This is a genomic window from Westiellopsis prolifica IICB1, from assembly GCF_004323185.1.
Lineage (GTDB): Bacteria > Cyanobacteriota > Cyanobacteriia > Cyanobacteriales > Nostocaceae > Pelatocladus > Pelatocladus prolificus_A.
Genome location: NZ_NAPS01000001.1, coordinates 3,464,392 through 3,476,031 on the forward strand (window position 1 = coordinate 3,464,392; position 11,640 = coordinate 3,476,031).

Sequence of the window (11,640 nt, forward strand, 5' to 3'; positions counted from 1 at the left end):
AAATTATAACAGTGGTTTTGATTTGAATCTGGTCGGCTTTATATAGCTGGCTAGATACAACTTCTGGATAATGCGGTGATTGCCTACTCATAAAAATATCTTTATGTCAAGTCTTCAGTCGCAGTTTCTTCAAAACGTCCAGAAGCTTTTGTTACTATCACTTTGCTCAAGTTGAGCCATTTTGTAACCAAAGGTAAATATATGGCAGAACTGAATTTCACGATCTACGCACAAGAAAATACTAACTGGTGCTGGGCTGGTTGTTCATATAGTGTTGCCAAGTTTTATGAGCCAGCAACCTCTTGGACGCAAGCCAAAATTGTCAATGCTGAATTAGGGCGCACAGATTGCGAAATTAATGGTTCACAGTAATCGACGCTTCTTGTTCTGCTAATTTTAACGCGATCGCACGTCCAATTAAGGGCGATGCACCTGTTACAATTGCAACTTTTCCTGCTAAAGATGGCATAATCATCCCCTGTGCAAATGGATACTGAATTTTACTAAGTTGATCTTATTTTTAAACCAATACGGTTCAGTTAAGGATTTTTAGTGCAAAAATTTGACCTGTAGAGACGCGCCATGGCGCGTCTCTACAAGAGATTGTGGTCTTATCTGAACCGTATTGATTTTTAAACAAGCTGTCGTAACGACACAAACTTCTGTCGTAACGACACAAACTTCTGTCGTAAGGACACTAACTTTTGTCGTAAGGACACTAACTTTTGTCGTAAGGACACTAACTTTTGTCGTAAGGACACTAACTTTTGTCGTAAGGACACGATAGTTTGATTAGTTCATCGCACAATACGCTTAGTGAGCAGAATAATTGATCCAGCAAAAAAATCCTAAAGACGCGCCATGGCACGTCTCTGGTGAGTTTAAATGTCAATCGAATTATCTTAATCTCAACAAATATTATCTTCTAGTAGCGCTCAAATAACTTGCTAAAGCTTCAGAACCACCGATGTGTTGACCATCAATAAATACTTGGGGAACAGTTGTTGCACCTGCGATCGCTTTTAAGGAATGAGTGGTCGCATCTTTACCCAAGACAATTTCTTCGTAGTCTAAACCATTTTGCTTGAGCATTTCTTTGGCACGCGCACAGTAGGGACAACCGGGTTTTGTAAACAGAGAAACCAATTTCGGTTTGACTGCGCTTGGGTTAATATACCTCAGCATTGTCTCAGCATCAGATACCTTAAAGGGATCTCCTGGTTCTTCAGGTTCAATAAACATCTTTTCAACAACGCCATCTTTGACTAACATTGAATAGCGCCAAGACCGTTTGCCAAACCCCAGGTCTGATTTATCGACTAGCATACCCATGCCTTCAGTAAAATCACCATTGCCATCGGGTATAAAAGTTAGATTTTCTGCTTCCTGATCCTTTGCCCATTCATTCATCACAAAGGTATCATTGACAGACACACAGACAATTTCATCTACACCATTGTCTTTAAAAGTATTCGCCAACTGATTGTAGCCTGGAACATGAGCTGATGAACAAGTGGGTGTAAAAGCCCCAGGTAGAGAAAAAACTACAACAGTCTTACCTTTAAACAGTTCATCAGTTGTCACATTCACCCACTGATCATTCTGGCGCAAACGAAATGTGGTGTTGGGAACTCTTTTTCCTTCATTATTTGGCAACATAACTAAGTTTACTCCTGGGAAGTTTGCTAATTAAAGCGTACTCGTTATGAATATGCTTGTCAACTTTCTCAAAAATGGGTGTAATAAGCTGTTATACCATTTCACAAAAAACCTGATACAAATACAGACCCTGTAGAGACGCGATATATCGCGTCTCTACATTATTTATGTGTATCGCGATTTAAGACTCCCGTCCGGAAGCCCAGGTGTCACGCCATTTCACAGTACCTTCACCAGCAATTACCCAGCGTCGAGAAACTAGATTTTCCCGTAGGGGAGAACCTCCTTCGCGCCACATGGCGTATTTGTAGCTGATTAGCTTACCAGCACTTTCATCAAAGGGAATTTCAGCAAACCAGGTGTTGGAGTTGATGTATTCTAGTGGATAGGCTTTACCGATGTCCCAGTTACCAAGTTCGGGACAATTTCCTGTCACCACGATGGTTTCTCCGGGTTGAGTGCGTACACCATTGAGTTGTACTCGGATAATAGTTTGGCCTTTGACACGTTCACCAACATGACTGATGGCGATCGCTTCTTTGGGTGCAAGTTCCAAATTATAAATCTTCCCGTCTTTAACCTCAAATTTGCGTCCGGTTAGTAAACAAGTGTGTTCCCGATCTGGTAATTCAGTGTCAACTGCCTCTACACTAACAGCATCACCTCTATTTAATGCGACAAAACAACGAGAGTCACGATAGCGGCGCACATAGCAATAAACATCTGGTGTAATATATTTTTGCCATTGACTACCCATTGATAGTGCTGGGTTAAGACGGCGTAGTCCGGAAAGTTTGCGGACATCTCGATAGATGGAGGTATCAGTATCCCAAGATTCCATCATCGGACGATTGTAGGGATCGTTATTACCGTAGATATTATCATCACCGTTAGTATCATTATGCAGGTATTGTTCTGTACCATAAAATAGGCAAGGGATACCGCGAGTAGTCATCAACAAAATCACCGCTAATCGCAAGATTTCGGGATCAGGGTTGATAGTTTGAAAACGGTGCATATCATGGTTGTCGATGAAGGTGATGAGTTCGGTTGCACCGTTATAGCGATAGTCTAGATCTAATACGTTCTGAACCAAGTAAAAACCTTGTTCATCATACTTAGCTAAACCTTGGCGAATTGCCATACACAAGCCAAAATCGAGGATACTCATCCCGGAGTTATTGACGAATTCTACAGCGCGATCGTCGTTAGGATTGCTGTAAATCCATTCGCCAAAAATAAATACATCTGGTTTGTGATTGTACATCTCACCATTAAACTCTTGCCAAAACCAGATTGGCATATGCTTAACAGTATCTACTCGTAATGCATCCACACCCCGGTCTAACCACTGTTTGATTGCAGACTTAATATAGTTGCGGTACTGAATATTGTTTTCGTTAAAAGTGGCTAGTCCTGATAATTCACAATTTTGGACTTGCCAATCGTCTTCCCAATTGGTAACTTCACCGTAATGGTGATACCAATGGTCTTTGTCATCATTAAAATCGGCAATTTTTACTCCATCATCATATAATTCGCCTTTACTACCACCAGTGTCTGGGCTACTATGATTACAAACAATATCTAACACTAGTTTCATATTGCGTTTATGCAATTCTGCAATCAGGCGATCGAAAACAGTGTTTTTCTGATCTTGAGTTTTATTGAGAGAAGGATCATCATCAGCAGCAATATAGCGGGGATTGATGCGTTTAAAATCTTTTGTCCAATAACCATGAATAGCAGCACTTTCAATAAATAATTCTTCCACTTGTTCAAACAAGGGAGTTAACCAAATCGCAGTGACTCCTAAATTCTTGAGATAATCGAGTTTGTCAATCACCCCTTGCAAATCTCCACCCCAGTATTTACCCCATTCTTCACGATTGGGATCATAAAGTTCAGCATTTATCCCTTGACTATTGTCAGGATCTCCATCATAAAAGCGGTCAACAACAATAAAGTAAAGCGTTTCTTGGCGAAATTCAATATCTCTGGTGTAGAGAAATTCCAAGTCAATTTCTGTATCTGATGGTGGGGTTTGGACAATTGCTTCGACTTCTGCTGCTGGATTTTCAACTTTGTATTGAGCATCTGAAGTTTGAGAAGGAGGATTTGCTACCATAGGTAAGTTGATAAATTAATTAAATTGATAATTTGGTCAAGAAACGCGGATTTGGAGAAATTAATTATCTGCTTGTACGCTTCTTTCCATCGCAAGTATCTATTTATTTATTCAAAAAAGACATCTATCCCTAGTTAGGGTTTTTTAGAACTTGCGATAGATTTACGAACTAAACTTGATTGTTTATATTAACTAGTTATTAACTATTATTTATTTTTGGCATTTGTATCTAGTTTAGGTATTAATGATTTTTTTATAAAACAAAAAAAATGTCATGCTACCAGAGAATGGGTTTTTTGTTCAACAGATGGATATATAGCAATCCTAAATCATTGGTTCCAGACAAGATCCCCGATTTCTATAAGAAATCGGGGATCTAAAATACTCAAATATTCAAATATTCAGAGGGTAACAATTTGCTACTACAAAGCCCAATTATTGCATTTACAATCCTGTTATTAGTCATCTTCACCGTACCACCCATTTTTGAAAAGCTACGGCTACCCGGATTGGTAGGTTTGTTAATCGCAGGTGTATTACTTGGTGAAAACGGACTCAAGTTATTAAACTCAGAATCTGAAACAATCAAGTTGCTATCGGAAATTGGTAAAGTTTACTTGATGTTCGTAGCAGGTTTAGAAATTGATCTTGAGCAGTTTCGCAAAACTAGAAATCGATCAATCGGATTTGGAACTTTAACGTTCATAGTACCTTTAATTGCTGGAATTGTTGTTGGGAGATTATTTAATTTTAGTTGGAATACTTCTGTTTTAATAGGTTCTTTACTAGCTTCCCATACTTTGTTGGCATATCCAATTGTCAGTCGCTTGGGTGTGGTGACAAATGAAGCTGTGACAGTGACAATTGGCGCCACAATTTTTACTGATACTGGTGCTTTGTTAGTGCTAGCAATTTGTGTTGGTATTCATGGTGGAGAATTTACAGCTCTGAGTTTGATTACTCTTTTAGGGGGATTAGCTATTTACTCTGCTGTTGTTTTATTTGGTTTTGACTGGGCAGGAAAAGAATTTTTTAGACGTTCTGGTGATGAACAAGGTAATCAATTTTTATTTATCTTGTTGGCATTATTTATAGCATCTGTTGGAGCGCAGGTAATTGGCGTTGAAAAAATTGTTGGTGCATTTTTAGCAGGTTTGGCTGTCAATGATGTTTTAGGACGTAGCCCTGTTAAAGAAAAAGTTGAGTTTGTGGGTAGTGTTTTATTTATCCCTTGTTTTTTTGTAGACATGGGATTATTAATTGATATTCCTGCCTTTATCAAAACTCTCAGTTCAGTTTGGTTAGCTGTGGCAATTGTAGTGGGTTTAATTGGTAGTAAATTCTTAGCTGCATTTATAGCTAAATTATTGTATCGCTATAATACACCGGAAATGCTGACGATGTGGTCATTGTCACTACCACAAGTTGCAGCTACACTAGCAGCAGCTTTAGTTGCCTATGAAACAGTTAATCCTGCGGGTGAACGGTTAATAAATGAGGGTGTGTTGAATAGTGTAATTGTGTTGATGCTGGTAACTTCAATACTTGGCCCAGTGATTACAGCACGATTTGCAACTAGGCTAACAGTTTCTCAAACTGACTGGGCAAAAGATAAACTATCTACGTGGTGGCAAAAAACAGATAGTCATGATCTGAATTTCGATGAACAAACCCAGTATCCATTCACTGTTGTTGTTCCCCTATATAATCCCCAAACTCAGCGCTATTTGATCGAAATGGCTGCACTATTAGCGCGTCACGAATCAGGAAAGATTATTCCACTAGCGATCGCCAAAGGTCATGTACAAATGGATGATCCGCGCTTAACAACAGCGCTTGATCAAAGTCAGCAACGTTTGAAGAGTGTTTTGGAAATTAGTCAAGAATTTGGTGTGGAAGTCTTACCAGCAGTCCGAATTGATGACGATGTTGCTTTGGGAATTTGTCGTACTAGTCGCGAACAAAACGCCAGCTTAGTTGTCATGGGTTGGTCACGTAACACAGGCATTCGCGCCCGCTTGTTTGGTAATGTGATCGATAGCGTGTTTTGGTCTTCTCACTGTCCGGTAGCTGTGACAAGATTGTTAAGTAGTCCGACTACTATCCAGCGCATTCTTGTACCAGTGGGAGATTTAACACCTCAAACTATAGGCGCTGTCAGGTTTGCCCAAATTTTAGCAGATGCGAATCACGCAGAGGTAGTACTCTTACATGTGGGCGATCGCAGAACACCCGAAATCCAAGTTGACAAGTTTAAGTCCGAACTGTCTGGTATAGCTTCTCAAAGTAAATTACAAGTAAATATCGACATCCAAACCACTACTGGTGATGATGTGGCTGGGATTATTATTCGTGAAGCCAAAGCATTTGATTTAGTTGTTTTGCGCTCGACTCGTTATCGTACCGCCGGTGGATTAGCAGTTAGCGAAGTGACAAGTCAGGTAATTAAAGAGTTGACTTGCTCAATTGTATTGTTGGGAGAACCTCATTCTTGATTTATACCCAAATATCAGAGGTAACATCACCACCAGGATAGCGGATCTCATGAGCGCGGGCGGGACCATTTGGTTCTTGACCAAAATCAACGTAGAAATTTTCGTTAATTTTCATCCCGCCATTTTCAGTATCACAATCAATTTGCAGTAAATAGGAACCTGTTTTAGACAAATCAGGATAAAACTGATTATCCCAACTACTAAATAGGGAGTTTGTCACATAAAGCCGCTTGCCATCAAGGCTCAGTTGTAACATTTGTGGTCCACCAGCTAGTTTATTTCCTTGCACTTCCCCAGCTTTACCTAGTAAACCACCACACCAAACTTGACCTGTGAGTTTAGGTTGGAAAGGATTACTGATGTGGTACTGGCGAATATCGCCGTGTAACCAGTTAGAAAAATAGACAAAGCGATCGTCCATTGAAATTAAAATATCAGTAATCAACGATGGCACTGGAATCGGCCAACCTTCCACTTCTACCGATGGAATGTCAATAACTTTCTCTACGTCCCAGTGTCCGTTAGCTTTATACCAATGCCAAATATTACTGCTAAGTGCTGCACCAACAAACCCGTGAGTACTATTAGGATTGTGGTGAAAGCGCACTTCCAGAGGAATTAATCCTTCTTCACCTAAGTCAACAGTTTGAATAATTTCGTGTTTTGACCAATCCCAAAAATGCAATTGATGTCCATAATTGCCAGCTGTAACATCGTTAAGGTCAAAGCCGGGATAATAAGTTTTAGGTGCGCCCCACTCACTACTTACCATGACATTATGGCGTGGTTGATACCAAAAGTCATAGTTAAACTGCATAGCATCAGCTTGGTGTTCCCAGCGTCCAGCAATTTCAAAATTCTCATCCAGCAATAAAAAGCCACCTGGACCATTACCCTCACTGTCGCCTAACATGGAAATCATCACATGACTATCAGCTAGACAGTGGACTGTGTGCGGTGCTGTTAAATTTGTTTTTTCTTTAATTGCTTCCGGTTCAATAATTTTATACAGTTTAGGGGCGCGAGCATCTATTGTATCAACAATATAAATTCGGCTAGAACGTTGCCCTGGAATTACTAAAAATCGTCGGGATTTACTGTGATCACCGTGACAAGAACTACACGCATTCCAACCAAAATGATGTAACTCATCACCAATATAAGGCATGGGTAGGCGATTAATTACTTGGGAATAGGTAGGAGAGTTAGGATCAACGTCTATAGTGGCAAGATAATCTGGTGCTGCAATATCCGTACCCGTGTAGAGGGCTATTGTATAAAGGATTTTTTCCCGTTCAGCTTTGATTGCTGCTTCTGGAGAAGCATAGCCAGGACCACAGCAAGCATGACTCATATTTTTATCTCCTAATTTCAGTAAAATTACAACCAAATTTGTAGATCTAACTGCTTTAAATATCTCAAGCCAGAAACAATCTGTTCGCGATCGCCCCAAATTTCTAAATTAAACCAACCGTCATTTTCTGTGTTGGTATCTAACAATGCTCCGGTAATATTGATAGTTAAACCACACTGAGTAACTAATCCTGCAATTATTGGAAAAGAACGGTAATTTTTGGGAATACAAACTTGAAACTTTGCACGATTTGTTTGATATTGGGCGATTTTCCCTTCATCTAATTTTTTGACATAATTGGGACATAATATTTGTAAGTCTTGGATTTTCTGTTCTGTAAGGGTTTTAAAATTAAGCTGTTCAACTTTCACACTTAATCCTCGTAGATAAGTAATACCTGATTCTAGTTGTTCAGAACTTCCTTGAATTTCTAAATTCAACCAAGCATCCTTTTTAGTTTCAATTTCAAAAGCAGCAGCAGCAATATTGACACTCAAACCGTAGCGAGAAATTAATCGAGAAACAATCGGTTGACAATGGTATTTCTCAGGAATGCTAATTTCAATGCAACCTTGGGTGGGATTAACTGTTGTAGATACATCCATCAGCTTCAATCCACTAATTCATAATATTTTTAATGTCAGCAATACATAGCCAAAATCCCTATTTTTAATCCCAACACCACTTTTGTAGTTCTGATATGCAAGCTAAACTACAGCATATTGATGGTTTTAATGTAGATTAACATAATCCAATTCCAATTTCAACGCATAACCGAAATTGTGCGCCGTATCAATACGGTTCGGTTAAGAATTTTCGTCATGATTTTGGGGTTGTACCAGTACCAGACGCGATGAATCGCGTCTCTACAGGATTTAAACTGGTTAAATTTGTTCGTTGTTGACTTTGATTACACGTGACTTATGTTGCTGTTGCAATTGATACATATGATTAAACAAATTCCAGCAATATTCTTCCGGTAATCCACAGGTAACAGCACCCCGGAGGACAACGTTGAAATACCAATCGTTCGGTGCGTGTTCTTTTGCTAACTTGTCAATTACTACGTAAGTACGGACACTTTTGTAAACTTGTCCTTGACAGTGAATGTCCACAAATTCGTGGCGATAACCTTTACGGGGAACCTCTTCTCTTTCATCTAAGCGATCGCTAATTCGCCAAGGTAGTTGGTAAAGCACGCCATGTACAGTGCTGGCTGGATCTTCAATCACATCAAGTACTCCACAGTTGCGAAATGTAGAATAGCGATAAAATCCCAGTCGATAGCCTTTGAGTATAGCAGGCCCAATTACATAACTGTGGGTATTTTCGCCAAGCGATCGCTTCAAATCTACAGGACACATACAAGAACCGTAAGCAAAATACAAAAACATTGGTTCCTGCTGTTGTTGTAGTCCCACGCCGATGTTGGCAGCACTGCTAGAATGCACCCAAGTATGATGTGAATTTCTACCCTGCTTACTCATTGATCTTAAAAGTATCAACTACAATCGGTAATTATACTATAGATTATGATTGTAAATTATAATTACATCTAAATATCGCTCAAAAAACCGTATATTAAATCTGGGATTATTGATAACTGTTCACTGATAACTAACTTAACCTTGCGCCTCTCTAAGAAGCTGATTCCACGCTGCAATTACAACTTGTAAATTCTGCGGTAAGCGATTGTGAGAAATATCGTTGTATTGAACCGTACCATCACTACTAGTCAGAGTATAAATAATGTAATCGGCTGCACCAGAAGGCGCAGGATAACTGAGATTCTGAAATTCGTTGACTCCTTTTTTTTCTAGCAATTGCTGAAACTGTCGTAACTTTCGTAAAGAAACGCGGCGAACACTACGTTCAGAATCATTAGCATCACCCATGCGAGTCCGAATCAAAAGTCCATCATCCAATAAAACAGTTTCGTAGGTTCTACCAATAAAACCACCACTAGAAATTTCACGGAAAACTACCCCACTTTCTAAAAGCGGCGGTAAATCGCTAGTGGGAATTGGCACAGATTGAAGATGATTATTATCAGTAATTTTACTAGCTTGTTTATCTAGCCTAATCGTATCTGGTTCACCAACTCGATAAACCAAACGCTGTTTTCCATCGCTGACAGTTACTCGCCAACCAGGTACAATACTTGGCGCACATAAAATCAGTGGTTCACTAATACCTAGACAGCTATCTGGCCATTCTCGTCGTTCTACTCCAACTATCCGCAGTCGAGAAAATGGTACTCCTAACTCTTCTTCTGCATCTGCCAAAATAGCATCAACTATGGATTTTGGTAAAGCGCTACTGCTTGCACTTTGATTGAGTCTGACTTGAGAACCATCACGATTAGCACGATAGACTAAACGTTGTTTTCCTGCTTGCAAGTTTACTTCCCAAGCCTGTTGGGCAATTTCAATACAGGCCTCGTCAGGACGTCCTAAACCTAAACAGCCATCTGTGGTGATTTCTTTAAAGTTAACAACGCGTATTTTAGAAGTAGGCAACTTTGTCAGTTGGGATGCAGCAGCTAAAACAGCATTTTTCACAGAAGTGGGTAAATTTTTTGATTGGTTATTTACGGAAGTATTAGGATTAGCTAAACGTAAAGAACGCCCGTTATTATTAGTGTGATAAATCCAGTTTTCAGTCCCGTTAGATACGATTACCCGCCAACCCGGAACCAAAGCTTGAGTACAAAATTCATCTGGTTTCGGCAGTCCTAAACAACCATCTGACCAAGTTTGTTGCTGATATTCAGCTATTTTCAATTTACTGGGCAAAACTCCCTGAGTGCGCGATACATCTTTCAGTACAGCTCTTGCGACTGGTAAAGGTAAACCGTTTCTTTTATGATTAACTTCTAAAATTTGATTGACTTTTTCTGGCAAAATATTTCTGGGAGCAGCTGTAGCACTCTTTAATAATGCGAAATTGCTACCAACAGATAAAATACCAGTTAATATCAAAGCGGTGAAAAATTTGATTTGTTTGGTGGTAATATAATTTTTAATGGTGGTTTTCATGGAAAATACTGCCAAATAAATTCAATCATAATTAACTACAGTCATTAGTCAAAGTTTTACTAATGACAAAAAGCAGAAATATCTAAAGATAAATCCATATATCACCCCATTGTTGAGTGAATCAGGATGTTTATTGGGTGTTTTTTGTAAACACAGATATAAAACTGGACGGAAATAGCTGGAGTTTTTGTTCCTATACAGAACATCAAAAGGCAAAGTAAAGGGTTTAAATCCTTTGCTAATAGCACAAATCGTCTTCAGACGACTTAAATCAATCAAACAGTCTGCTTAAAGCAGACTTTCACTATCAGACTGCGATTTCAATCGCAGGTGTTTTTTTGAACATTTGGGATGCTCCCTTCAAACTAATACATGATCGGGCAAATCAAATCTAATAGTTGTAGCCGCCCAGTCTTTGAGGTCTGGTGCTAATAGGATAAGTTTTCGTAGGATTTCATCATTTACCCACAGCACCAAGGGAAACTGAAACTGTTTAGCAAACTCATCGCGCATTAAATTGGTGGAAATGATGAGTTGATTAATTGCGACCACCGACTCTAAACCGTATACCATTAAAGCTTCGGGCTGGTTAGGGTTAGAACCAAGGGCGTTGGTAATAGTGGTATAGAGGGTTTGTGTGGAAGCTGACAAAGATAATTGCGCGATCGCTATTGGTGAAAATTCATGTAACAAACTTAGTAAGTGCTGTTTTTTATGAGAGTTACAGCAAGCTAAAAGTAAGGAAAATTGACCCTTGGAAAGGTTAATCGCCCTTGCTAATCTTGCGATCGCGGCTGTAGTGCTTGTCTCAACTAAGCTAATCATTGGTTCATCTAAATATATTTTTATACAGTTTTGTGAATCACTAGTAATAGGGATCGGGGATCAGGGATCGGGGATTGGGGATTGGGGATTGGGGATTGGGGATAAGGGGGAAGGGGGACAAGGGAGACAACTAACTACTAA

9 protein-coding genes are annotated in these 11,640 nt (G+C 39.4%); 2 read left to right on the forward strand and 7 right to left on the reverse strand.

All coding sequences use genetic code 11. The features are described from left to right. The first annotated feature begins 201 nt into the window (after positions 1 to 201). Positions 202 to 372, forward strand: a complete 171-nt coding sequence (locus tag B4U84_RS14205; protein WP_131118601.1) for a papain-like cysteine protease family protein — start codon at positions 202 to 204, stop codon at positions 370 to 372. 546 nt (positions 373 to 918) lie between these two features. Here B4U84_RS14205 and B4U84_RS14215 read toward each other — a convergent pair. Further along, on the reverse strand, positions 919 to 1,659 hold the full coding sequence (locus tag B4U84_RS14215; protein ID WP_044447180.1) for a glutathione peroxidase: 741 nt from the start codon (positions 1,657 to 1,659) through the stop codon (positions 919 to 921). A 181-nt stretch (positions 1,660 to 1,840) separates the two neighbouring features. Next, positions 1,841 to 3,787, reverse strand: coding sequence for an alpha-amylase family glycosyl hydrolase (locus B4U84_RS14220; protein WP_131118603.1), 1,947 nt, complete (start codon positions 3,785 to 3,787; stop codon positions 1,841 to 1,843). A 416-nt stretch (positions 3,788 to 4,203) separates the two neighbouring features. On the opposite strand from B4U84_RS14220, the gene B4U84_RS14225 reads away from it, so the two are divergent. Then, entirely contained in the window at positions 4,204 to 6,282 is a 2,079-nt protein-coding gene (locus B4U84_RS14225) for a cation:proton antiporter domain-containing protein (protein ID WP_131118605.1), read from the forward strand. Between the two features lies 1 nt (position 6,283). Here B4U84_RS14225 and B4U84_RS14230 read toward each other — a convergent pair whose 3' ends face one another. The 5 genes from B4U84_RS14230 to B4U84_RS14250 all read right to left on the reverse strand — a co-directional run bounded on the left by B4U84_RS14230 (position 6,284) and on the right by B4U84_RS14250 (position 11,499). Further along, positions 6,284 to 7,636, reverse strand: a complete 1,353-nt coding sequence (locus tag B4U84_RS14230; RefSeq protein ID WP_131118607.1) for a selenium-binding family protein — start codon at positions 7,634 to 7,636, stop codon at positions 6,284 to 6,286. A gap of 26 nt (positions 7,637 to 7,662) precedes the next feature. Continuing rightward, a complete protein-coding gene (locus B4U84_RS14235; RefSeq protein WP_131118609.1) occupies positions 7,663 to 8,241 on the reverse strand; it encodes an NIL domain-containing protein in 579 nt (192 codons plus the stop codon). 279 nt (positions 8,242 to 8,520) lie between these two features. After that, positions 8,521 to 9,123 (reverse strand): gamma-glutamylcyclotransferase family protein, encoded by a 603-nt coding sequence (locus B4U84_RS14240; RefSeq protein WP_131118611.1) that lies wholly within the window; start codon positions 9,121 to 9,123, stop codon positions 8,521 to 8,523. Between the two features lie 135 nt (positions 9,124 to 9,258). Beyond that, the gene (locus B4U84_RS14245; protein ID WP_131118613.1) at positions 9,259 to 10,674 is read right to left on the reverse strand and encodes a DUF8738 domain-containing protein; all 1,416 of its coding nucleotides are present in this window, start codon (positions 10,672 to 10,674) and stop codon (positions 9,259 to 9,261) included. Positions 10,675 to 11,034: 360 nt separating this feature from the next. Next, on the reverse strand, positions 11,035 to 11,499 hold the full coding sequence (locus B4U84_RS14250; RefSeq protein WP_131118615.1) for a hypothetical protein: 465 nt from the start codon (positions 11,497 to 11,499) through the stop codon (positions 11,035 to 11,037). Positions 11,500 to 11,640 lie beyond the last annotated feature (141 nt).